This window comes from Gilliamella sp. LMG 34362, from assembly GCF_984569125.1.
The window spans coordinates 1503873-1528991 of record NZ_OZ474902.1; the positions used below are offsets into that span (position 1 = coordinate 1503873).

Sequence of the window (25119 nt, forward strand, 5' to 3'; positions counted from 1 at the left end):
GGATTTTTAACAAAATTTCAGATTAAAATTGCCTAAATCACACAATTTTTAATCATTCTCGTTTTTTGAATAAAAAAACAAGCATTTTAATTGACGGAAATTATTGATGGAAAACTGGCAAAGAGCATTTGTTCTTCATACTCGTACCTATAGCGAAAGTAGCTTAGTAGTTGACTTATTTGTTGAGAATGTAGGAAAAGTAACTATCCTAGCTAAAGGGGCTAGACGTAAAAAATCAGTATTGAAGGGAATTTTACAACCTTTTACACCATTGATTGTTCAGTATTCAGGTCAAGGGGAAATTAAGAATTTACGTCAGGTTGAAGCAATATCTCTGACATTACCACTTGTATCAGTTTTTCTATACAGCGCTTTTTATTTAAATGAGCTTTTACATAGAGTCTTATTGGCTGAAACCGAAACTAACACGCTATTTGATGATTATTTGATAAGCCTACAACAATTGGCACAACAAGTGCCGGCTGAAAATGTGTTGCGTGCATTTGAATTGGCATTACTTGAGAATTTAGGCTATCACGTTGACTTTTTTCATTGCAGTGCAACGGGCGATGATATTGTTGAAACCATGTATTATCAATATCAATCAGAAAAAGGTTTTATTAGTAGTTTGCTACAAAATAGTACCAGTTTCACTGGCGAACAAGTCTTAGCTTTGGGTAAAAGAGAGTTTCTAACTATTGATACACTTAAAGCTGCTAAACGTTTTACTCGAATGGCTTTAAAACCTTATGTAGGTTCAAAACCTTTTAAGAGTAGAGAATTATTCTTGAAAATTTAGCTTTTTTTATTTCACTATTCCACCAATGATTATTGGTGGAATAGTTTATTAACTTTAATTTATTCGATTAAACTTAGTATCTTGGTGGTTTAGCATATTTGCTATTATAACTATCGGCAGGAAAAGCGTTAGAATTCGGTGATTTCTTATATTGATTACTATTTTCCAATTGGAAAATTGCTGTACCAATCACCCCAATATTGTTCGCTGAACCTTCATCGGTATGATTCGCATAAGCTTTAGATGCTTGCGAAAATGTAAATGAGGCAACTTCACGCTCATTTTTTCGAAATCCTTTAATTGATAGCGTACTATACGGTCTTAAAATATAACCATTATTGTTCAATGAACCTGCTTTTCCGTTGATAACATCTAGTCCATCAACAGTTGCTACAATTTCATAAGTATTTCTTGAATAATTGACATAATAAAGTTGATAATTTTTGCCCGCTTCACCAGACATATTGATTTCATCATCCTGTTTAAAAAGCGACCATTTATTATTGTTATCATCAATTATTGACATACCAACATCGCCATTAAGCATAAGTTCTTGAACTTTTTTTCCATGCACAAATGCTTTCTTAGAATAATGAATTACTGCAACGTCTATTGGTGTGTTATTAATACGTGCTAATTTAACTTCTCGAACATGAGATTCGACCCCATCGCCCCATTGCGTTCCAATACCTCTATCATTTGAAGTATTATTTAAAGTATTATTTGTATTGATTGCCTGTTGACATCCACTTAAAAATAAACTGATTAAGCCAATCACTAATACATTATATATGTTATAAAATTTATTCATTAAGATTTCCTTTTCTAATTATGTTCAGTAATTATATATATTATTATATATTTGAATATTATATAAATATATAATAATTTTGTAGGCTGTATTTTATCGATTGATTATTGAGTCCTTTATTATGCTCCACTTGATGCACGGATAACTAATTCGCCATTTACGTATATAGTACGAATTGGTAAGGTTGAATTATTTATCCTTTGGATTAAAGTTTCTACTGCAGTCAAAGCTATACTTGCTAACGGTTGTTTATAAGTAGACAGTGGGGTAGATAGATGACCGGCATAATCAGCATCATCAAAGCTAATGGTAAATAATTTTTGTTTTGGATTTATTCTTTGATTCAATGAGATTAATTGCATTGCCGTAAAGTCATTACCACAAACTACATGTTTAATGTTCAATTTTGCCAATTGATTAATTACTTTTTCATCAATTTGTGGCACTTGAATTATCCAATCGTTAATTTTTGTAATTCCTGCATCATATAATGCTTGTTTATAACCAATTGTTCTTAAAGCAACAGTATTAGCTGAATCACTTTTTGATACAAATGCTATTCGAGTATTTTTCTGTTCAATGAAATGATTTGTGACAACGTAACCTGCAGCAATATTATCAATACTGACTAAGTCAGCTTTACCTCGAGAAGGGAAAACACAATAGTCTCTCTCTAACAATATACAAGGAATATTGTAGAGTGTCAGATAATCCATTATTCTTTTATTAATGATATTTGCGTAAGGGTGAAACTCTAAAGGCGTGAAAAATATTCCGTTAATATTATTTTTTGTATAATTTATGATGACTCTTTCTACGTCATTTAAAATAGATTGTATATCCTGACTTTTGGTCAGCATCCCAGCCCATAAAAGAGAAAACTGATAATTATTGGCTAAACTTGCTATCTCAGAATATAAACTATCAAGAATCATTCTACTTTCATCTTGTTCTAAACGAGGAGCTAATATTCCAAAAATATATTTGCTTACTTGTTGATCTTTAGGTTGTCTAACATAAAACTTACCACCTTGTTTACCTTCAATGTAACCTTCCGTTTTTAATCTTGAAAATACTTTACTTATTGTTGGTCGGGAAGTCTTATATATTGTGCTTAAATTAGATGAAGAGGGAAGGGCACTATTACAATCTAAAATTCCACTTTTGATCTGCAATAATATTTCCTGATAAATCTGCTCACATTTATTTGCCATCATATTACCTATAGAACATTAATTGAATATTCCTAGTATGACATAACCATCAAACTTGATAAATTAAATTTTACAAGTTTTCAAAAAAAGTGACTTTGATATCATAAATAATAAAAAGAAATAGATTAATATTGTTAAGTTTGGTGCAGATAATTAGACTGAATTTACTCAAAATATATTACAAAATATTTTTGGGTTTTAGTTTTTAAGGAAATTATTATTACAAATCATTTGATTATCTGAGGTGGGTTTATGAAAAAATTCATAACATCGTTTTTAACAATTACATTTATTATCTTTACAAGTTTCTTTCAACTTGTAAATGCTGATGAAAAAAAGCCTATTAAATTTGCTTTTATTACTTCAACTTTAAACAATTCATTTTTTACTGCAATATCCGATACATTTTCTGAAATTGCCAAACAAAATGGTGATCAATACATTCTTGTCGATCCTCAATATGATCAAGCTAAACAAATTTCAATGATGGAAGATGTCATTAATCAAAAAGTTGACATTATTTACTTAATCGCTGTTGATTCAGAAGGTATTCGCCAAGGATTATTGGCAGCAAAACAAAAACAGATTCCAGTGGTAGTGATTGATAATCCTATTAGTGATGATGATTTAGTGGTTAGCACTGTGGCTTCAGATAATTTCTTAGCCGGTAAAATTAATGGCGAACAAATGGCTAAAGATTATCCTAATGGCGCCAAAATTGCTGTTATTGATTGTCCTTTTAATCGTGCTAGTGTTCTAAGAGCTGATGGTTTTTATGCCGGATTAGGTGAAAACAGAAGTAAGTTTGAAGTAGTTTCTCAACAAAATGGTAAATGTGCTTTAGAAGTCACCATGCCAATTGCCGAAGATATTATTCAAGCTCATCCTGATTTACAAGCATTTTTCGCCGTAAATGATCCCTCTGCTTTAGGTGTTGTTGTTGCTTTGAAAGCATCAAATAAACTTAAAAATGTTAAGGTCTATACTGTTGATGGTTCACCTGATGGTAAAAAAGCATTTAGCGATGGCGATATAACGTTAACTGTAGCTCAAGCTCCAATTCAATTAGCTAAAGAAACCTATAAAGTCGGTAAACAGGTTCTAGCTGGAGAAAGCGTTGCTAAAGAAATATTAGTGCCAACTTTTCCAATTACCAAAGAAATGATTGATCAATATGGAGTAAAAGTCTGGCAGTAATCATTGACTTTAATCAAGTTATATCTATTGAAATCAATAAGGTGATATTTATATGGAACAAGTTGCATTACAACTATCTCATATAGAAAAAAAATTTGCTGGTGTCCATGCGTTAAAAGATATGCACTTTAATCTTAAACAATGTGAAGTTCATGGATTATTGGGTGAAAATGGTGCTGGCAAATCAACCTTAATCAAAATTATCGGCGGCATCTATAAACCAGATGCCGGTGAAATTAAGATTAATGGTAAGACTGAGATAATTAATGGTATTAAAGATGCTCAAGCAAGAGGAATTAATGTTATTCATCAGGAAATTGTCTTAGTTCCTTATATTAGTGTATATGAAAATATTTTCTTAGGTCGTGAACCGAGAACACGCTTAGGCTTTAAAGATCATCGTCAAATGATCGCCAAAGCCAAAATAATGATGGAAAGTATGGGGTTAACGATCGATGTGTTACGGCCCGTACATGAGTTAACCATTGCACAACAACAACTTATCGAAATCGTCAAAGCTATTTCATTTAACGTTCGAATCTTGATCATGGATGAGCCAACATCTTCTTTAACTGATAAAGAAGTTGAACAGCTTTTTATTATGATTAAAAAACTAACCGAACATAACGTTAGTATTATTTATATTTCTCATCGCATGGATGAGTTATTTACTATCACTGACAGAATAACTGTAATTAGAGATGGTAGTTATATAGATACCGTCAATACTAAACAAACCAATATTGATGAATTAGTCAAATTGATGGTTGGGCGTAACTTAAATAATTATTATCAACGTCATTATCAAGAAAATGGAGAACGTTTATTAGAAGTAAAAAATCTTTCGAAAAAAGGAGTATTTAATAACGTTAATTTTCATTTAAAGAAAGGAGAGATTTTAGGTTTTGCCGGTCTTATGGGGGCTGGTAGGAGCGAAATCATGCAAGCAGTTTTTGGAGCAGACCAATATGATAGTGGTGAAATTTATTTTGACAATCAGCTTGTTAAGCTCAAATCGCCACAAGATGCTATTGATATAGGAATAGCCTTAGTTCCAGAAGATAGGAAAAAACAAGGTCTTATTTTAGGTAATAGTATTGCGTTCAATTTAACATTAACAGTATTGAAACAATTTATGCATGGTTGTTTAGTTAATCAACAAAAACAAAAAGATATCATTCAATACTATATTAATAAGCTCAATATAAAAACGCCAAATGCTGACAAAATTGTTGGTCAGCTTAGTGGTGGAAATCAACAAAAAGTTGTAATAGCTAAGTGGTTAGCAACTAAACCGAAAATCATCATTTTAGACGAGCCTACTCGAGGAATTGATATTGGTGCTAAAGCCGAAATTTATCAAATTATTGATGAACTTTGCGCAAGCGGCATGGCTATTATTATGATTTCCTCAGAATTACCAGAAATTATCAATATGTGTGATCGTGTTTGTGTTGTTGCGAATGGACAAATTCAAGGTGAATTATCGCAATCAGAATTAACACAGGAAAAAATTATGAAATTAGCAACAGGGAGAGCTTAAAATGGCTAGCCAATCTATGAAACAATCAGATGATATGAGCTATCATCATACTACAATAACCAATAATATCATTATTAGAAGTTTCAAAAATTTTATTACTAATAATATAGGGATTTTAATTGCGCTTCTATTAATTAGTATCATTTTAAGTTTTGCCAGTCCGGTATTTCTTTCCCAAGAAAATATGCTCTCAGTGTTAAGACAAGTATCCACTAATATGTGTTTAGCCTTAGGTATGACATTAATTATCATATTGGGAGGAATTGATTTATCTGTTGGATCGATAGTCGCTATGGCGGGTACACTCACAGTTGGATTTATTTCAATTGGTGAAATGGGCATTGTTCCAGCTATTCTGTTAGGTTTGTTTATCGGTACTTTATGCGGTGCGGCAAATGGTGTTGCTATTGCTTATACCGGTATCCCACCATTCATCGTTACATTAGCTATGATGATGATCGCCCGTGGCGTAGGTTATATTTATAGTGGCGGCCAATCAATTCGTATTTTTGATGAGAGTTTTACCAGCATAGGTACTGGTTACTTAGGCATGATTCCATATCCAGTTATCTATATGTTGGTATTTATTGTTGTTATGTTGGTAGTTGTTAATCGAACTCGTTTAGGTACCTATATTTATGCTCTCGGAGGTAACCGTGAGGCTGCAAGGTTATCAGGTATAGCCATTAAACGTGTTGAAATCATTGTATATACCATTGCTGGTTTTTTAGCTGCTTTCGCAGGAATAGTGCTTGCAGCAAGAATGTATTCAGGACAACCATCAGTTGCACAAGGTTATGAAATGGATGCCATAGCTGCTTGTGTGCTTGGAGGTATTTCGATGTCAGGTGGAATAGGTCGCATTAGTGGCACTATTTTAGGCGTGATTGTTATCGGCATTATTAATAATGGTTTGAATTTATTAGGTGTTAATTCATTTTGGCAATTAGTTGCAAAAGGCGTAATCATCTTTTTAGCCGTCTATGTCGATATGCTAAAACGCAAGAAAGCAAACTAATTTAGGCTAATTTGTTTTTTAATATATGAATAATAACCAATTTAATTAATAGGATAATAGAATGAAAAAATGTACTTTGATGTTAAATAACCCAGATGGTATTACTCGATATAATGAACCGGTAATCGCGCGTCTTTTTTTCAAAGAACAGCCAATAGATCCGTCTAAATTAAAACTAGTTAATGAGCAAGGAAAAGTTATACCACATCAATTGTTTGATATCGTTTATGATGATACTAATACATTAATCTCTGTTTGCTCAATCGCCTTTATAGTAACCAATTTAGATCAGTTAGTTGAAAATTATACTTTGTTTCTTGATGAAAAAACGTCAATAAGCAATGTAAGTGGCATAAAACAACTAGCGCCAACTTTAAATGATGGTGTAAAACGACTTGATACAGGGCATTATATTTTAGAATTATGTCGTGGTACTGCTGACGGAACATCATATGGGAAATGGGGTATTCGTTACTTTTCTGCTAAAGCTGAAGGCCGGAATTTGATTAAGGATTGCTCTAATGCTATAGGTGGTTTTTATGGCCCCTTTTTTACTCCTGCTAATGGTTTAATTAATCCACCGGAGCATACCATCGTAGAGTGCCAAACAGAGGTCGAAGGGCCAATCTATTGTCGATATCGTTTCAATGGAAAAATTCCCAATGGCTTAGATCCAGCTTTGCATGATAAATCATTCTCAATTGTGTGGGAATTTTTCTATCAATCACCATGGTTTAGACGTACTTATTATGTTGATGATTTTGAAACTTCTGTTGATGGTATGCCGGTCATAAATAAGATCACCGTTGGTGATGAGTATGAAAGTGGTCAAAATAATGTGGTATTTTCACGTTTTGCTAGTTATGGTGGTACTTATTATCGACAAGGCGATCTTTATGCCAATATTCTAGCTGATGAAGTTAATCGAATTTTATCGCAACCACTAGATCAACTTCCTCTGAATGCAAGACTTTATCGAGAGTCTATTGGTGATAATATTAATGCAGTTTCTTGGGATTTTTTCTGGAGACTATTTTGTGTTAAAGAAGGCATTTTAAGTGATGAAGAAATAAAATCACATGTCAAAACCATTCTGCGTAAAGCTCATCATGTTGTGCATAATAGCTCTCGAAACAAAGAAGTATTATTTGCTAAAGATGTGGATGTTAATAGTGTCCCAGAACAAACGATTTTTCCACTTGCTGCAAATAAAACGGCTGAAATAAATCCCGAATCAGGTTATGCTATGGTTTGGTATACGAGTAATATTGTCGGACGTTATCAAATTGTTCAACGTAAAGATTCAGGTTGGGTTAATTGGGGTACTAATGGTGAAAATGAGTATCCAGAATTACCTACCGGTTCAACGATTTATACTGCATATGGTCAATTTGATGATTGGCAGAAGCAAGCCGATAGTATGGAAAAAAATATTGATGTCAAACAAGGGTTAATCGAAGATGAATGACATAAAGATTGTTGCAATAGGTGAATTTTTATGGGATTGTTTACCTAATGGGAAAAAGATTGGCGGAGCTGCCGCCAACTTTTGTTATCATGCTAAATCAGCTGGAGCAAATGCAATATTAGTTTCTGCAATTGGCGATGACGACAATGGTAGAGAATTACGTGAACAGATTGAAAAACTGCAAATCCCACAACAAATTCAAATATCTGCAAATTATCCAACTGGAACGGTATTAGTTAAATTAGATTCAGCTGGTAAACCCACTTATGATATTGTTAATCCTGTAGCTTGGGATGATATTCAATTAACAAATCAACTATTAGAACTTATCCAGCAAGATGATTTAGATGCAATCTATTTCGGCAGTTTAATTCAACGTAATATACATAATCATGAATTATTGCAAAAGATTATTAACCACAGGTCTCAAAAAAGCAAAATTATTGTTGATATTAATTTACGTCAAAATCATTATAACCACGCAACTTTACTTCTTTGTATTGAACATGCCAATATTTTGAAGTTAAATGATGAAGAATTACCAATTGTTGCTGATTTATTAAAGATAAAGGCAGATCCACAAGCGCTTTTCAATTATCTAAATCAACATTATCAACTTGAATTATTAATTTATACCTGTGGTAGTGAAGGTAGTCATCTTATTACCCAAAATGAACAGAATCATTGTCCTGCTGAAAAAATCACCCCAATTGATACTGTTGGTGCTGGTGATTCATTTATGGCAATAAGTAGCGTGTTATATTTAAAAGGTAAACAATTACAGGAAATTAATAGTAAAGCAAATCATATTGCAGCATATGTTTGTACTCAAAGCGGACCTATGCCTATTTTACCGCAAGCATATATAGCCGAATTATAATTTCTTTTCAGGCCTAGCTTTTTAATTAATGAATAATAGCTAGGTCATAACTATTCTTGTCATATTTGATTACACCATTGTTTTATTAATTCCTAATCAAAAATAACCACTAAAAAAGCTATTAATAATTAAAAATAGGGTACTGTTTGTTTTTAGTGGTTACTAAAACAGGATGAGTTTAATCGCTAGAGATAAATCTATTTTTAAATCAAGTTCAAGCCTATTTAAAATCCTTATGATAAGTGATAGTATACTCCGTCTATTTATTTATGTACGCATGTGCGCTTTCGTGTGGCGCACCACTGTTATAAGGATTTATTATGCCAATTATTACTCTTCCTGATGGAAGTCAACGTCAATTTGATAAACCAGTTACTGTATTAGAAGTAGCACAAAGTATTGGTGCAGGACTTGCTAAAGCCTGTATCGCAGGCCGTGTTAATGGTGAACGTAAAGATGCGTGTGATGTTATCGAGCATGACGCAACGTTAGCTATTATTACCGCCAAAGATGAAGATGGACTTGAAATTATCCGTCATTCTTGTGCTCATTTATTAGGACATGCCATCAAACAATTATGGCCTAATACTCAGATGGCTATCGGGCCTACTATTGATAATGGCTTTTATTATGATGTCGATTTAGATCACTCTTTAACTCAGGAAGATCTTGATGCTTTAGAAAAACGAATGCATGAATTGGCTAAAAAAGATTATGAAGTTAAAAAAGAAGTAGTGAGTTGGGAACGTGCAAGAGAAGTGTTTTGGGAACGTCACGAACCTTATAAAATTGCTATTTTAGATGAAAACATTCCTAAAGATTCTACACCAGCACTTTATCATCATGAAGAATATATTGATATGTGTCGTGGGCCTCATGTTCCTAATATGCGTTTTTGTCACCATTTTAAATTACAAAAAGTTGCTGGCGCTTATTGGCGTGGTAATAGTGATAACAAAATGTTACAACGCATCTATGGAACTGCATGGGCAGATAAAAAACAACTCGACAGTTATTTACAATTTCTAGAAGAAGCGGCAAAACGCGATCATCGTAAAATTGGTAAACAACTTGATCTTTATCATATGCAAGAAGAAGCACCAGGTATGGTATTTTGGCATAATGATGGTTGGATTATTTTCCGTGAATTGGAAGTTTTTGTTCGTACCAAACTGAAAGAATATGATTATCAAGAAGTGAAAGGTCCATTTATGATGGACCGTGTACTTTGGGAGAAAACAGGGCATTGGGGTAACTATAAAGAATTAATGTTTGTTACTTCATCAGAAAACCGAGAATATTGTATTAAGCCAATGAACTGTCCTGGCCATGTGCAAATTTTTAATCAAGGTCTTAAATCTTATCGTGATCTTCCATTACGTATGGCGGAATTTGGTAGTTGTCATCGAAATGAACCTTCAGGTTCTTTGCACGGATTAATGCGTGTGCGTGGTTTTACTCAAGATGATGCGCATATCTTTTGTACCGAAGGGCAAATTCGAAGTGAAGTAAATAGCTGTATCAAAATGGTCTATGATACTTATAGTACGTTTGGCTTTAAAGATATCACGGTTAAATTATCGACTCGTCCAGAAAAACGTATTGGTAAAGATGAAACTTGGGATTTAGCAGAAAAAGATTTAGCTGAATGTTTGCAAGAAAATGGCATTGAATTTGAATATTTACCTGGCGAAGGGGCATTCTATGGTCCAAAAATTGAATTTACTTTACATGATTGCTTAGGTCGAGCATGGCAATGTGGTACAGTTCAACTTGACTTTATGTTACCAGAACGATTAGATGCAACTTATGTTGGTGAGGATAATGAACGCCATGTTCCTGTTATGATTCACCGAGCTATACTTGGTTCAATGGAACGATTCATGGGCATATTGACCGAAGATTGTGCTGGATTCTTCCCAACTTGGTTAGCACCATTACAAGTAGCGGTTATTAATATCACTGATAATCAAGCCGATTATGCCAAACAATTAACCGAGCAACTACAAAAAGTTGGCATTAGAGCAAAAGCGGACTTGAGAAATGAGAAAATAGGGTTTAAAATTCGTGAGCATACTCTAAAACGCGTTCCTTATATGTTTGTCTGTGGAGACAAAGAGATGGAATCAGGAACAATTTCAGTTCGAACTCGTCAAGGTAAAGATCTTGGTAGCTTTGAAGTGAAACATGTTATAGAATTATTGCTTAATGAAATTCATAGTCGTTCATTAGAACAAATGAATTAATGATAAATTAATTTGGAGGAATGAGATATTAAAGTCAGTAAACGAATTCAGTCAACACGCGCGCACAAAATCAACGATGAAATTACCGCTCGCGAGGTGAGGTTAACCGGCGTCGATGGTGAACAGCTCGGCATTGTTAGCTTAGACGAAGCTTTAAAACAAGCTGAGGAAGCAACATTAGATTTAGTTGAAATAAGTCCTAATGCAGAGCCACCTGTTTGTCGAATTATGGATTATGGCAAGTTCCTCTATGAAAAGAGTAAAGCAACAAAAGAACAGAAGAAGAAGCAAAAGGTTGTTCAGGTTAAGGAAATTAAGTTCCGACCTGGTACAGACGAAGGCGACTATCAGGTAAAACTCCGCAGCCTGATACGCTTTCTTGAAGATGGCGATAAAGCTAAAGTTACGTTGCGTTTTCGTGGACGTGAAATGGCTCACCAACAGTTAGGTACTGAAATGCTTGATCGCATTAAAGAAGACTTAGCTGATTTGGCTATCATTGAATCTTATCCAACTAAGATTGAAGGTCGTCAAATGATTATGGTGCTAGCGCCGAAGAAGAAGTAATGGTTTAACAAGCTAATTTTTAGTTTACTAATAATTACACCATTATTTTATTTTTATTAACAATGCGAAGTGGAAATTTATAAAATGCCTAAAATTAAAACTGTAAAAGGCGCAGCAAAGCGCTTTAAAAAAACAGCATCTGGTGGCTTTAAGCATAAGCAAGCTAACAAGAGCCATATCCTAACTAAAAAATCAACTAAACGTAAACGTCATTTACGTGGTTTGACTACTGTGTCAAAAGGCGATTTAGGTTTAGTAGTGGCGTGTGTTCCATACGCTTAATTTATTGATTAATTATTTAGAGGATATAGTTTATGGCTCGTGTTAAACGTGGTGTTATTGCTCGTGCACGTCACAAGAAAATTTTAAAACAAGCAAAAGGGTATTATGGTGCTCGTTCACGCGTATATCGTGTTGCTTTCCAAGCAGTAATTAAAGCTGGACAATATGCGTATCGTGACCGTCGTCAACGTAAACGTCAATTCCGTCAATTATGGATTGTTCGTATCAATGCTGCTGCTCGTCAATGTGGTTTATCTTACAGCCGTTTTATCAATGGTTTAAAGAAAGCTTCAATTGAAATCGATCGTAAGATCCTTGCAGATATCGCAGTATTCGATAAAAATGCATTCGCTGCATTAGTTGAAAAAGCAAAAGCTGCACTTTAATAGCTTTATAAGAGCCGAGTTATCTCGGCTTTTATCGTTTTAACGATATTTAAGAGTTGATTGATTATGAATTTAGTTGTTTTTCGTTTCTTTTTTAGCTTCGATAAGCTTATTCGTTTGTGAGGCAAATGAGAAACGAAAAATAATTATAAAAGCCTCAGGAGAGGCTTTTTTTATGTAATAAACAATAAGCAGGAGAACTGTATGTCTCAATTAGTTGAACTGGTAAGCAATGCCAAATCCGCTATTGAAAGTGCTAATGATATTAATACTATCGAACAGATTCGAGTGGAGTATTTTGGTAAAAAGGGCTATTTTACCATGCAAATGGCGTCTTTACGTGATGTTCCAGCTGATCAACGGCCAGCCGTAGGTCAGAAAATTAATGATGCAAAGCAAGAAGTTGTTGAGTTATTAAACCAAAAACGTAACTTTTTAGAGCGTCAGACTCTTAATGCAAAATTAGCCAATGAAACCATTGATATTACTCTTCCTGGTAAATCACTTGAATTAGGTGGATTGCATCCAGTAACTAAAACTATTAACCGTTTGGTTGAGTTTTTTGGGCAATTAGGTTTTGCTGTTGAAACAGGACCCGAAATAGAAGATGATTATCATAACTTCGATGCTTTAAATATTCCTGCACATCATCCTGCTCGTGCTGATCATGATACATTCTGGTTTGATGCAAAACGGTTATTACGTACCCAAACTTCAACAGTTCAAATTCGAACTATGGAAAATCAAAAACCACCAATTCGAATTATTGCTCCAGGCAGAACCTACCGAAACGATTATGATCAAACCCATACTCCGATGTTCCATCAAATGGAAGGGTTGTTGGTAGATAAAGATATTAGTTTTACGCATTTAAAAGGTTTATTACATGATTTTCTTCACTGTTTCTTTGAAGATAATATGGAAATAAGATTTAGACCTGCATATTTTCCATTTACTGAACCTTCAGCAGAAGTTGATATTAAAGCTAAAAATGGTAAATGGTTAGAAGTGTTAGGCTGTGGCATGGTTCATCCTAATGTGTTACGTAACGTAGGTATTGATCCTGAAGAGTATTGTGGTTTTGCATTTGGAATGGGAATCGAAAGATTAACCATGTTACGTTACGGTGTCACAGATTTACGTTCTTTCTTTGAAAATGATTTACGTTTTTTAAAGCAATTTAATTAGTTCTGGAGATCAAAACATGAAATTTAGTGAAAGTTGGCTACGTGAATGGATCAATCCAGAAATAAGTAGCGATAAATTATCAGATCAGTTAACTATGGCTGGTTTAGAAGTAGATGAAATTGAAAAAGTTGCTGGTGATTTTACCGGTGTTGTGGTGGGTAAAGTTGTTGAATGTAAACAACATCCAAATGCTGACAAATTACGAGTGACCAAAGTAGATATTGGTAAACCTGAATTATTGGATATTGTTTGTGGTGCACCTAATTGCCGTCAAGGTTTAACTGTAGCTTGTGCCACAATTGGTGCTGTATTACCTGGTGATTTTAAAATCAAAGCAGCAAAACTTCGTGGTGAACCATCGGAAGGGATGTTGTGTTCTTATTCTGAGTTAGGCATTTCTGATGATCATAATGGAATTATTGAATTACCAGAGGATGCCCCTTTAGGACAAGATATAAGACAATATTTAAATTTAGATGATGTAATGATTGATATTAGCGTTACACCAAATCGTGCCGATTGTTTTGGTATCATTGGTGTCGCGAGAGATATTTCTGCTGTAAACAATATCCCAATGAAAGAACTAAAAGTTGAAAATATCACTCATACAATTAATGATACTTTACCTATTCAGGTTGATGCAGCTAAAGCAACCCCTCGTTATTTAGGTCGTATTATCAAAAATGTTAAAGTTGATGCTTTAACTCCGCTATGGATGAAAGAAAAGTTACGTAGAGGTGGTATTCGTTCTGTTGATGCCATTGTTGATGTTACTAACTACGTTTTATTAGAACTCGGTCATCCAATGCACGCTTTTGACTTAGCTGAGATTGACAAAGGCATTGTTGTGCGTTATGCCAATAAAGATGAAAAGCTTGTCTTACTTAATGGTAATGAGGTTAAGCTTGATGAAAAAACATTAGTCATAGCTGATCAGCAAAAAGCATTAGCAATCGCCGGTATTATGGGCGGTGAAAAATCAGGTGTAACTGCATCAACGAAAGATATTTTCCTTGAATCAGCGTTCTTTTCTCCATTAGTGATAACGGGTAAAGCACGTGAATATGGTTTACATACTGAAGCTTCTCATCGTTATGAAAGAGGTGTTGATCCTTATTTACAATCAGCTGCAATCGAAAGAGCAACTCAATTGATTGTTGAAATCTGTGGCGGTGAAGTAGGACCTATTACTGAAGTTGTGAATGAGAATGAGCTTCCAGTTCAAGCAACAATTGAATTACGTCGAAACAGAATTGATCGCATTATTGGTTATCATATTGAAACTCAAAAGATTACCGATATTCTTGTAAGATTAGGTTGTGAAGTTATTTATAATGATGATAGTTGGAAGGTTAAATCACCTAGCTGGCGATTTGATTTACAACTCGAAGAAGATCTAGTTGAAGAGGTTGCACGGATTTATGGTTATAACAATATTCCTAATGTGAATATGAAAATTGAATCTGTGATGAAGCCAAAACCTGAAAATAAAATTTCTTTATCTAGAGTAAAAAATCTACTAGTGGACAAAGGTTATCAAGAGGCCGTTACTTATAGTTTTGTTGATCCTAAAATTCAGCAAACATTACATCCACAACAACCACAGATTACATTACCGAACCCAATTTCGAGTGAAATGTCGGTTATGCGTTTGTCATTATGGTCTGGTTTATTAGAAGCAGTTTTATATAACCAAAATCGCCAACAATCTCGTATGCGATTATTCGAAACTGGATTACGATTTATACCTGATGAAAGCTCTGAATTTGGTGTTCGCCAAGAATTAATGTTATCCGGCGTTATTACAGGAAATTTATATAAAGAGCATTGGACATTACCTAAACAAAATGTCGATTTTTATGATGTAAAAGGTGATTTAGAGCAGTTATTTATTCTTTTAGGTTGTTCTGATGATATTGAATATCAACGTTCGGAACTTGATGCATTACATCCAGGACAAAGTGCAGCAATTCTTTTTAATGGCGAAGTTATCGGCAATTTTGGTGTTTTACACCCTGAAATTGAAAAAAAATTATCTTTAAACAGTAAAACGCTTGTTTTTGAAATAAATTTAGCTAAAATTAATGATAAAAAAGTGCCTGTTGCTCAAGAGCTATCTAAATATCCATCAAATAAACGTGATATAGCTGTCGTCGTATCAAATACAATTCCAGCAGCGGATATTATCTCTGAGTGTAAGCGTGCTGGTGGTGAGCAACTAGTAAAAGTTAACTTGTTTGATGTTTATCAAGGTGATAAAATTGATAAAGATCAAAAAAGTCTTGCTATCAGTTTGATTTTACAAGACAAATCACGTACACTGGAAGAAGAAGATATAACAAACATTGTAAGCAATTGTGTTATTGCTTTACAGAATCGTTTCAATGCCTTATTAAGAGAATGATAATTATGACATTAACTAAAGCTGATATTGCAGATCGTCTTGCCGATAAATTTGATATTGATCGTCAAGAAGCTAAAGTCCTTGTTGAACTCTTTTTTGAAGAGATTCGCGTTGCTTTAGAAAAAGGTGAACCTGTTAAACTTTCTGGATTCGGCAATTTTGCTGTTCGTGATAAAAATTCACGCCCAGGTCGTAATCCTAAAACAGGTGAGAGTGTTGATATCTCAGCTCGACGAGTTGTCACATTTAGACCAGGTATTAAATTTAGAGAACGAATTGAGAAAAATTTAACTTTATAATTAAATTTTTAAAATTTGTTTTTGTAAGTAATAGCCTTTTTGTTGTTATTACAACGCAAAAAGGTTGTTTACTTTTTTGTAAAAAATTATTGTAATTAATTGCTGAATCAAGCATAATACACCTCCTCAATGGAGGCTCTATGGGTCCTCTTGCAACATTTTTTTGCTCATCAGGTCAGGTCCGGAAGGAAGCAGCCAAAGTAAAAAATATGTGTGTGGGATGTGGCTGATAGGGTCTCCTCCAGAATTTTCGTATAGAAGTTTGTCAAACTTTATTGATCAAACATAGAATTACTATAAAAAATAATTAAATAACTTTATAGTTCTCTGAAAAAAGAACTATAATATAAAAAAATTGATGAAAAGGAAAATTCACTTTGAAATTACCATCTCTTTTACCAATAACATTAGTAATGCTTTTAAACGGTTGTTCAATATTACCTCATGCTGGACCCAGTTTTTCATCTATAAAGAAAATAGAACAGCAAAATACTGAATTTGATAAAGTTTATAATAGTGTAAGAATAGTCAACTTAAACACTTCCGATGAATCAATAAAAAATAGTAATACTAACCCTGCCAAAATAATATTTGAAACAAATAATATAAATTTCAAAGCTGATAATATAGGAAAAGGTGATACTTTAAAAATTTCAATTATTGAAACACCTCCTGCAATACTATTTAATAGCTCCAGCGATACCAATGCGCCTAAAACAGGATTTACTGAGTTACCTTCAGTTATTGTTGACTCTAAAGGTCTTATTTCTTTACCATTTATTGGTGAGATAACAGTTGTCAATAAAAATCCAATACAAATAAAAAAAGAAATAACAGATAAACTATCAGGTATAGCAAATAGACCTCAAGTAATAGTTACGGTTGTAGAGAAAAAATCATCAAATGTTATAATCATTGGAGATCAGTTCAGTGGTAAAATGCCATTAACTGCTAAACAAGAACAACTACTTGATGCTGTTACGATGTTAGGCAGTAATATGTATGATATTAAAGATACTTTAATTCAAATTACTAGAAATAATAAAGTTAACAAGATTCCATTAAGTTTAGTTTTATCTAATCCAAAATTTAATATAAAACTTCAAAATAATGATGTAATTACATTAATAAATAAACCTAGTTCTTTTATTTCAATGGGTGCTACGGGCGCAACTAAAGAAGTTCGATTTGAAGCAAATGGAATCAATTTATCTCAAGCTTTAGCTCGTATTGGTGGTTTACGTGATAACCAATCTGATGCTCGAGGTGTATTCGTTTTTAGGCATAAAGATGATAATGAAGAAAAATCTTTTCCAACGGTTTATCAAATAGATCTAACAAATCCTAATTCTTTTTTTATAATGAAAAACTTTCAAATTCAAAATGATGATATTGTTTATGTTGCATCAGCTCCAATTATTGAACTCCAAAAGTTCTTATATGCAATTTTCACTCCAAGTGTAGGGGTTATTAATCAAGTAAACCAAGTTAGTGACTAATTTTTTGATTAATATTTTCTGAGATACATTATGAGTGCAATAGTTAAAATGAAAATAAACTGGATGTTACAATTAATAGTGACTTTACCTACTTTGTTAGCAATAGTTTATTTTGGTTTTGTTGCCGAAAATATTTATACTTCAGAAGCTACGTATATCATACGTTCTTCTGATACCCAATCGTCCTTGGGTGGCTTAGGTAGTTTTTTTTCGAAAGTCGGTGTATCACGTTCAAATGATGATTCTTACGTTATTTTGTCTTATATTAAATCTAGAGATGCACTATCATCTATTGAAAAATTTTTACCAATACAAAATTGGTATACCCAAAAAGGAGATGTAATATCTCGTTTTAATGGATTTAATCTCGATTTTTATAATAAAAAGGAATATTTTTATAGATATATGAATGACATGATAAGTGTCAATTTTGATAGCGCTACTGGTATTGCGACAATAAGTGTAAATGCTTTTGATGCAAGAGACGCATTTGCAATTAACGAGCAATTATTAAAACAAGCTGAAGGTTTTGTAAATCAAATAAATTTAAGAGCTAAACAGGATCTTATTACTGCATCATTAGCTGAATTAAAAAATGCTGAGCTACAAATGAAAAAAGAAGCTCAAGCATTAGCTGAATTCCAAAAGAACAAGAATACTGACGCTAATTTAGCTGAATACCAACAAATATTAATCAATAATACAGTAGCTAAACAGCAATTTGAAGCTGCCACTTTATCATTACGAAATGCTCAAGTAGAAATAACTAAAAAGCAACTTTATCTAGAGCGGATTGAGCAACCAAGTTTATCAGATGCCTCTTTTAAACCTTCAAGAATTTACAATATTATTTCAACTTTTATAATTACTTTATTAATCTATGGCATACTTAACTTACTTTTCGCAGGTATAAGAGAGCATAAAGATTAATGACTAATTTATCTAAAAATTCATTCATGTATTCGTTTAGAATACAAATTAGAATATTGAAAGCCTTAATTTTAAGAGAAATTATTACACGTTATGGTCGTAATAATATAGGTTTTCTTTGGTTGTTTTTTGAACCGATGTCCTTTACTTTGCTGATAAGCATGATGTGGTTTTTTTTTAGAATAAACTCTTTATCAAATTTAAACATTATTGCATTTGTATTAACAGGCTACCCAATGGTAATGATGTGGCGAAACGCTACATCAAGAGCAACAAAAGCTGTTAGTGCAAATTTAGCTTTACTATATCATCGTAATATTAGAATTTTAGATTTAGTTTTTGCGCGCATATTGCTAGAAATGATGGGCGCGACTGCAGCTCAAGTATTTGTCATATTAATTTTTATTTTTCTTGGATTAATTGCTATTCCATATGATTCGTTTAATATGTTATGTGCTTGGGGTTTGATGTGCTGGTTTTCAGTTGGTTTGGGATTAATTATTTTTGTATTATCAACTAAATATGAAGTTTTTAGTAAAATGTGGGTACCTTTAAGTTTTTTGTTTATGCCTATATCAGGTGCATTTTTTTGGGTTGATACTTTTCCACAAAACATACAAAAACTATTACTATTTATACCTCCCATACATGGTACCGAAATGTTTCGGCATGGTTACTTTGGTTCATCTGTAACTACTCATTATGATGTTAACTACCTAATTTTATGTAATATTATTTTATTTTTTATGGGATTGACCATGGTGAAAAATAATGAGTCATACATACTAGAGAATAATTAATGATAATTATTGATAATGTCAGCAAAGAATATCATACTAGGAAAGGTTATAAAAAAGTATTGAAAAATATATCTTTTTCTCTTAAAAAAGGAGATAAAATAGGTATTTTAGGTCGCAACGGAGCTGGTAAATCTACCCTAATCAGAATTATCAGTGAAATAGAAAAACCTACATCCGGTTCAATAATAAGAAATATGTCTATTTCCTGGCCATTGGCTTTTTCAGGTGGATTTCAAGGTAGTTTAACAGGAATGGATAACTTAAAATTTATTTGTCGAATCTATGGCGTCTCTATAGAAAAGACCCAAAAGTATGTTGAGGATTTTGCTGAATTAGGCGATTATTTATATGAACCTGTGAAAAAATATTCTTCAGGAATGAAAGCCCGATTGGCTTTTGCATTATCGTTATCAATAGAATTTGATTGTTATTTAATTGATGAAGTTATTGCCGTTGGAGATTCTAGATTTACTGAAAAATGTAAAAGAGAGTTGTTTGAAAATAAAAAAGATAGAGCAATCATATTAGTTTCACATAACATGAATGCAATTAAAAATTATTGTGATAAAGCAATGGTATTGGAGGCAGGTAGCTTGTATCAATTTGACACTGTTGAAAAAGCGTTGCAATATCACAAAAATCAACAGAAAATTATTTAATATTTATTTTATTGCGTTGTGTTTAGAATGAAGAAAACGATTGTCTTTTCAAAAAAAATTTTATCTATAAAAAATATCCATCAGTTCTTTCCTCTCTTAACATTCTTTTATAAAAATAAGAATATAAAAGCAGATGCTATAGCTGGTTGGGGATATAGGCCAACAACTATTAAAGCTAGATCTTATGCTGAAAAAAATTCCTTAATATTTATTTCCCTTGAAGATGGTTTTTTGCGTTCAATTGGTCTTGGTTTAGATGGATATCCTCCTCTGTCACTTATTGCTGATGAAATTGGTATCTATTACGATTCAAGAACACCTTCAAAGCTTGAGAATTTAATTAAAAATAAAATTCTATTAAAAAAGCATAATAAAGATGCAGTTCTAGCAATGGAATTAATTAAAAATTTTGAGTTAACAAAATATAATCATGCTGCTAATTTCTGTGGATTTAATGAATTAAGTAAAGAAAAAAATGAAAAGGTACTAGTTGTAGATCAAACGCTAGGGGATATGGCAGTTCAATTAGGTGGCGCTAACAAAGAAACTTTTTCGATAATGCTTGAAACCGCGATTAAAGAGAATCCTGATTCTACCATATATGTAAAAACCCATACAGACGTTATTAATAAGCACAAAAAAGGTTATTTAACAAACATATCTATACCAAACGTAATTTTGTTTAATGAAGATGTTAATTCAATTTCATTACTCAAAAAAGTCGATAAAGTATATGTAGTCACATCTCACATGGGATTTGAAGCTCTTTTAATAGGTAAACCAGTTATAACATTCGGATTACCTTGGTATGCAGGTTGGGGAGTGACTGATGATCGTAATGAAAAAATAAACGATTTGAAAAGAAATGATAGAAGGACTCATGCCAATATACTAGAATTATTTACTGCAGCTTATGTATTATATTGTAATTATATAAATCCATATACAGGTAAACAAGGAACAATATTTGATGTTATTAATTATTTAAATAAAATAAAATTTCTTAATAATAAACTGCGAGGAACCATAAATCTAATTGGTTTTTCTTTTTGGAAAAAAAGGGTATTACTACCATATTTGCAGTTACCTTCAATAAAACTTAGTTATCATTCTATAAATCAATTTATTAAGATTGTTAATGATAGAAATCAAAAATTGAAAATTCAAAATCAAAAATTATTAATATGGGGGCAAGGCAAAAAAAAATTGCTTTCTTTTATTAATGATTTGAATCCTATAAGAATGGAAGATGGTTTTGTAAGATCTTTAGGTTTGGGCTCAAATCTTAATATGCCATATTCATTAGTGATTGATGAATTGGGTATTTATTTTAATTCTAATAATATTAGTGAATTAGAGTTTTTATTAGCTAACAAACAATTAACTAAAGCACAAATACAAAAGGGACAGAACATTAGATATTTACTTATTAAAACTAGATTAGGTAAATATAATGTTGGTCAAAATATGAAAATTAGACCTGATAATGATAAAAAAGTCATATTGATTCCTGGTCAAGTAGAAGATGATGCATCTATACTGTACGGTTCACCTATTATCAAAACCAACATAGATCTAATAAAAATAGTAAGAAAAAATAACCCAAATGACTATATAATTTATAAACCACATCCCGATGTATTAAGTGGCAATAGAAAAGGTATGGTAGATTCGACTGAAATTAATAAGTATGTTGATAAAATTATCGAATTTGTAGATATCATTGATTGTATAGAACAAATAGATGAAATTCATACAATGACGTCTTTAGCTGGCTTTGAAGCACTAATTCGTGGTAAAAAAGTGATATGTTACGGTCAACCATTTTATTCAAGCTGGGGACTAACTATTGATAAATATCCTGTTTCCAGAAGAGTTAGAAAGTTAACACTTGATGAGTTAATTTATATCGTTATGTATGAGTATGCGGTTTATATCCATCCCGATTCATTTGAATTTACAGAACCAGAAATATTAATAAATTATTTAAATACTAAAAAAATAATAAATAAACGTTTAATTAAACAGAATTGGCTGAAAAAACAAGTTAATAAATTAAAACAAATTGCTTTACTAATATATAAATTAAAAATACAAAAATTTAAGATATAATAATTTATATTAGCTCAAATACCATTTAATTTTGTTAAAAAATACATAACAAAACTCTAACTATATACATTGATGATGTTTACAATAAATTAATAATCAATTATCATAATCCGATATCATTTTACGTAATACATACATAAAAAGAATTAGCATATTATATACAAAAATAATTTTGTTAATGCTAGTTTTACACAGTTTTATAAGTCAACAAATTAACTCATTTATTCAAAGTTCTAGATTCAATTAAGCATTGCTTAGAAAAGGGAATTTTGTTAAAAAATATAAAGGAAAACATTAACTACTTTTAAAATTCTTCTATATAAATAGAAACCATTAGTTTTATTAGTAATTTTTAATGTTAATAAGTCAATGAATCACTATTTTTACGAACTAGTAAACCCTAGAAAAAATATATTACTTTTACAAGGCCCAATAGGTCCATTTTTTAGGAATGTTGCTATATGGTTAGAAGAATCAGGTTGTAATGTCCACAAAATCAATTTTAATGGGGGTGATGAAAAATTTTATCCTCGTAACAGTGTTTCTTTCAATGATAACGTTAGTTTATTCCGTCAGTTTCTTGAGTCCTATATTTTAAAAAATCATATTGATGCTATTGTTGTTTTTGGCGATTGTAGGATTTACCATAAAATTGCCAAAACACTAGTTGATTCTAGAACCGATTTGTCATTTTGGGTTTTTGAGGAAGGTTATTTAAGACCTCATTACATTACTTTTGAAAAGGATGGGGTTAATGGTTTTTCTCTAATTCCTAAGAATCACGATTTTTATCAGAATGTTGAAATCATACCAATTGATGAAAATAAAGAAAAATCTCATTATTATTCGATGATTTATTATAGTATTGTCTATTATTTATTTATGTTTTTAAAAAGAAACAAATATTCTAACTATATACATCATAGAAAAACTTCATTATTTTTTTATGCTTCAAAATGGAGCTTAGCTTTGATAAGAAAAATCAAAGCCAAGTTAATTCAGCCTAAATTCATAAAGAATATAATTAATAATGAATATAAACCATTTTATATTTTCCCATTACAGTGTAATCAAGATTTTCAAATTCAAGTTCATAGTAATTACCATTCTATGAAATCATATATTTTTAGAGTAATTCGCTCATTTTCATTATTTGCTGATGATAAAAGCTATCTATTAATTAAACATCATCCAATGGATGAAGGTTTTAACAATTATAGTCATTTGATTAAAAAGTTAGCCCATCGTTATGGTGTTACTGAAAGAGTGATATATATACATGGTGTTCCTATGCCAATATTATTAAGAAAAGCGAAAGGATTAGTTACTGTAAATAGTACTTGCGGGCTTTCTGCTCTTATTCATGGGTTACCAGTAGTAGCATTAGGTAATGCTCATTATGATATTAAAGGATTAACTTTTCAAAAGGGACTAGACCGTTTTTGGAAAGAAGGGGAAAAGCCTGATGTTGAATTATTTGAAAGATATCGTAGTTATCTATGCTCTAAATCTCAAATAAAGGGATCTGTGTATTATCGTGATTTTCGATTAAACATTAATTAATCTAAAAAATATTATAGGGAAAACGAGAGTGACAAATATAACTGGAAATTATTCAGACAATAATGGAAATTTGGTTTTCGCGCCTAAAAATTTACATAATGTTACAGTGAATTTTGTTGGCGGAAACAATAAATTAATCATTGCAGATACAAGTAAAATTCGTAATCTTAATTTTGATTTTCCATCACATAATGCAGTTATTATAATTGGTGAAAATGGAAACTTGTCAGGACAAATAAGAGCTGGTTATTGTTGTAATATTAACATTGGCGATAATGTAACTTGTACTAATAAAATATATATAACATCAGCAGAAAAAACGAAAATTGTAGTTGGAGATGACTGCATGTTCGCAACAGGTAATCAAATTCGTTCGGATGATGCTCATGCAATTTATGATGTTAATTCAGGAGATCGAGTAAATAAATCAAAAGATATTATTATAGGTGAGCATGTATGGTTTGCTTTTAATTCTGTCGTTTTATCTGGGAGTCAAATAGGTGAAGGTTCTGTAATTGGTTTTGCCAGCGTTGTAAAAGGAAAATATCCAAACAACTGTGTAATTGTTGGAACTCCTGCTAGGACCACTAAAAAAGATATTGCTTGGGAACGGCAAAATATCATGTTAACTGAGCCCTGGATTAGAACACATGCTAGTCAAATAAAAGCGCAAAAGCGTTATTGGAATAAGACAATTAAAAATAAGCCAATATATGTAGGTCAAGGAGTATTTCATAATATCTATAAACTCTCACCTATAAGAGATTCTATTGATGAAAAAAAATGTCATCATTATGTTGAATTGTATAACATCTTCTTAAAAAATAATAAACTCTATTTAACAGGTATCGCTGCTATTATTGGCATCCCTTGCCCTGATTATACTCCTTGTATAAAAAACTTCTTATTATTTAGTCAAGAGAATTCATATTATCAAAAACAGTTAGCAAAATTTTCAGATCCAAATATTAGTCGGAAATTATTTAATGGAGATTATATTAGTTATGATAAAGCTGGAATGTTTACATTTAAAAATGAAGGTTTATTAATTGATGATATTCCTGATGGTATTTATAAACTAGGGGTGAAGTCAACCTTTAACGAATTGGAATATTACAGTGATCTAAAAATTGAAAATTTGAAAGAGTCAGTTTATCAAGATTCAGAAATTATTTTAAAGTTATATTGTGTTAAACACTCTGTTTATTTTGAGAAAGTAAGTAAAAAATTAAAATAAGTTTTGTATTATGAGTA

At 31.9% G+C, this 25119-nt stretch carries 22 protein-coding genes and 1 other RNA gene; 21 read left to right on the forward strand and 2 right to left on the reverse strand.

The features are described 5' to 3' along the window. Window positions 1-106: 106 nt before the first annotated feature. Window positions 107-799, forward strand: a complete 693-nt coding sequence (gene recO / locus AC5LWZ_RS06985) for a DNA repair protein RecO (RefSeq protein ID WP_493463340.1) — start codon at window positions 107-109, stop codon at window positions 797-799. A 73-nt stretch (window positions 800-872) separates the two neighbouring features. Here recO and AC5LWZ_RS06990 read toward each other — a convergent pair whose 3' ends face one another. Beyond that, window positions 873-1610 carry a hypothetical protein gene (locus AC5LWZ_RS06990; RefSeq protein ID WP_493463341.1) on the reverse strand — a complete coding sequence of 246 codons (738 nt, stop codon included), beginning with the start codon at window positions 1608-1610 and terminating at the stop codon, window positions 873-875. Window positions 1611-1729: 119 nt separating this feature from the next. Next, a complete protein-coding gene (locus AC5LWZ_RS06995) occupies window positions 1730-2827 on the reverse strand; it encodes a GntR family transcriptional regulator (protein WP_110447868.1) in 1098 nt (365 codons plus the stop codon). A gap of 249 nt (window positions 2828-3076) precedes the next feature. Between AC5LWZ_RS06995 and AC5LWZ_RS07000 the strand changes: the two genes are divergently transcribed. The 20 genes from AC5LWZ_RS07000 (at window position 3077) to AC5LWZ_RS07095 (ending at window position 25102) form a co-directional block, all read left to right on the forward strand. Further along, the gene (locus tag AC5LWZ_RS07000; protein WP_110447867.1) at window positions 3077-4021 is read left to right on the forward strand and encodes a sugar ABC transporter substrate-binding protein; all 945 of its coding nucleotides are present in this window, start codon (window positions 3077-3079) and stop codon (window positions 4019-4021) included. Window positions 4022-4073: 52 nt separating this feature from the next. After that, window positions 4074-5564, forward strand: coding sequence for a sugar ABC transporter ATP-binding protein (locus tag AC5LWZ_RS07005; RefSeq protein ID WP_110447866.1), 1491 nt, complete (start codon window positions 4074-4076; stop codon window positions 5562-5564). Between the two features lie 34 nt (window positions 5565-5598). Next, the gene (locus AC5LWZ_RS07010; protein ID WP_370527360.1) at window positions 5599-6582 is read left to right on the forward strand and encodes an ABC transporter permease; all 984 of its coding nucleotides are present in this window, start codon (window positions 5599-5601) and stop codon (window positions 6580-6582) included. A 61-nt stretch (window positions 6583-6643) separates the two neighbouring features. Further along, window positions 6644-8050 (forward strand): hypothetical protein, encoded by a 1407-nt coding sequence (locus AC5LWZ_RS07015; RefSeq protein WP_493463342.1) that lies wholly within the window; start codon window positions 6644-6646, stop codon window positions 8048-8050. Beyond that, window positions 8043-8930 carry a carbohydrate kinase family protein gene (locus AC5LWZ_RS07020; RefSeq protein WP_110447864.1) on the forward strand — a complete coding sequence of 296 codons (888 nt, stop codon included), beginning with the start codon at window positions 8043-8045 and terminating at the stop codon, window positions 8928-8930. The genes AC5LWZ_RS07015 and AC5LWZ_RS07020 overlap by 8 nt, the downstream gene beginning before the upstream one ends. A gap of 320 nt (window positions 8931-9250) precedes the next feature. Further along, window positions 9251-11176 (forward strand): threonine--tRNA ligase, encoded by a 1926-nt coding sequence (gene thrS, locus AC5LWZ_RS07025; protein WP_110447863.1) that lies wholly within the window; start codon window positions 9251-9253, stop codon window positions 11174-11176. A gap of 27 nt (window positions 11177-11203) precedes the next feature. Further along, complete coding sequence (gene infC / locus AC5LWZ_RS07030) at window positions 11204-11743, forward strand: translation initiation factor IF-3 (RefSeq protein WP_065612958.1); 540 nt, start codon at window positions 11204-11206, stop codon at window positions 11741-11743. A gap of 84 nt (window positions 11744-11827) precedes the next feature. Beyond that, a complete protein-coding gene (gene rpmI / locus AC5LWZ_RS07035; protein WP_065557738.1) occupies window positions 11828-12025 on the forward strand; it encodes a 50S ribosomal protein L35 in 198 nt (65 codons plus the stop codon). A 32-nt stretch (window positions 12026-12057) separates the two neighbouring features. Next, window positions 12058-12411: a 50S ribosomal protein L20 gene (rplT, locus tag AC5LWZ_RS07040; RefSeq protein ID WP_024496189.1), complete on the forward strand. Its 354-nt coding sequence runs from the start codon at window positions 12058-12060 to the stop codon at window positions 12409-12411. A 204-nt stretch (window positions 12412-12615) separates the two neighbouring features. Then, the gene (gene pheS, locus AC5LWZ_RS07045; protein ID WP_110447862.1) at window positions 12616-13599 is read left to right on the forward strand and encodes a phenylalanine--tRNA ligase subunit alpha; all 984 of its coding nucleotides are present in this window, start codon (window positions 12616-12618) and stop codon (window positions 13597-13599) included. A gap of 16 nt (window positions 13600-13615) precedes the next feature. Then, window positions 13616-16003, forward strand: a complete 2388-nt coding sequence (gene pheT, locus AC5LWZ_RS07050; protein ID WP_493463343.1) for a phenylalanine--tRNA ligase subunit beta — start codon at window positions 13616-13618, stop codon at window positions 16001-16003. A 5-nt stretch (window positions 16004-16008) separates the two neighbouring features. Then, window positions 16009-16302 (forward strand): integration host factor subunit alpha, encoded by a 294-nt coding sequence (locus AC5LWZ_RS07055; RefSeq protein ID WP_034882129.1) that lies wholly within the window; start codon window positions 16009-16011, stop codon window positions 16300-16302. 139 nt (window positions 16303-16441) lie between these two features. Beyond that, an RNA gene (gene ffs, locus AC5LWZ_RS07060) (signal recognition particle sRNA small type) lies at window positions 16442-16537 on the forward strand. Window positions 16538-16679: 142 nt separating this feature from the next. Beyond that, window positions 16680-17801, forward strand: coding sequence for a polysaccharide biosynthesis/export family protein (locus AC5LWZ_RS07065; RefSeq protein ID WP_493463344.1), 1122 nt, complete (start codon window positions 16680-16682; stop codon window positions 17799-17801). Window positions 17802-17864: 63 nt separating this feature from the next. Further along, on the forward strand, window positions 17865-18731 hold the full coding sequence (locus AC5LWZ_RS07070) for a KpsE/RkpR family capsule polysaccharide export protein (RefSeq protein WP_493463345.1): 867 nt from the start codon (window positions 17865-17867) through the stop codon (window positions 18729-18731). Continuing rightward, window positions 18731-19531: an ABC transporter permease gene (locus tag AC5LWZ_RS07075; protein ID WP_493463346.1), complete on the forward strand. Its 801-nt coding sequence runs from the start codon at window positions 18731-18733 to the stop codon at window positions 19529-19531. The genes AC5LWZ_RS07070 and AC5LWZ_RS07075 overlap by 1 nt, the downstream gene beginning before the upstream one ends. Beyond that, window positions 19531-20190 (forward strand): ABC transporter ATP-binding protein, encoded by a 660-nt coding sequence (locus AC5LWZ_RS07080; RefSeq protein WP_493463347.1) that lies wholly within the window; start codon window positions 19531-19533, stop codon window positions 20188-20190. Before AC5LWZ_RS07075 ends, AC5LWZ_RS07080 begins: the two co-directional genes overlap by 1 nt. A 27-nt stretch (window positions 20191-20217) precedes the next feature. Next, window positions 20218-22302, forward strand: coding sequence for a capsule polysaccharide biogenesis protein (locus AC5LWZ_RS07085; protein ID WP_493463348.1), 2085 nt, complete (start codon window positions 20218-20220; stop codon window positions 22300-22302). A gap of 369 nt (window positions 22303-22671) precedes the next feature. Then, window positions 22672-23865: a capsule polysaccharide biogenesis protein gene (locus AC5LWZ_RS07090; RefSeq protein WP_493463349.1), complete on the forward strand. Its 1194-nt coding sequence runs from the start codon at window positions 22672-22674 to the stop codon at window positions 23863-23865. Window positions 23866-23893: 28 nt separating this feature from the next. Further along, window positions 23894-25102 carry an acyltransferase gene (locus AC5LWZ_RS07095; RefSeq protein ID WP_493463350.1) on the forward strand — a complete coding sequence of 403 codons (1209 nt, stop codon included), beginning with the start codon at window positions 23894-23896 and terminating at the stop codon, window positions 25100-25102. Window positions 25103-25119: the final 17 nt, after the last annotated feature.